The 284-nt window shown below is 60.2% G+C and carries 1 pseudogene; it reads right to left on the bottom strand.

Features of this window, described 5'->3' with window-relative positions:
- Positions 1–258 (bottom strand): annotated as a pseudogene (rho, locus tag GYA94_RS27500) (transcription termination factor Rho); the annotation flags it as partial.
- Between the last annotated feature and the right edge of the window lie 26 nt (positions 259–284).

The raw sequence follows: 284 nt of genomic DNA, 5'->3' as shown, positions 1-284 counted from the left end.
GCATGATGGTCTTGCCCGCTTTTGGCGGAGCAACGATCAGGCCGCGCTGGCCTTTGCCGATCGGGTGTCACAGGTCGATGACGCGGCCGGTCAAGTTCTCGGTGGAACCGTTGCCGGCTTCCATCTTCAGGCGCTTGTTCGGTAACAGCGGCGTCAGGTTTTCGAACATGATCTTGCTCTTGGCGTTTTCCGGGCGGTCGAAGTTGATGGTGTCAACAGCGCGAAGTAACGCTCCCCTTCTTTCGGTGGGCGGAGCATGACGACGATGATGGCGCACCCGCGCA

Source organism: Pseudomonas juntendi, assembly GCF_009932375.1.
GTDB lineage: Bacteria > Pseudomonadota > Gammaproteobacteria > Pseudomonadales > Pseudomonadaceae > Aquipseudomonas > Aquipseudomonas juntendi.
Note: the sequence above shows the minus strand (reverse complement) of the source record. Positions and strands in the feature narration are given on the sequence as shown.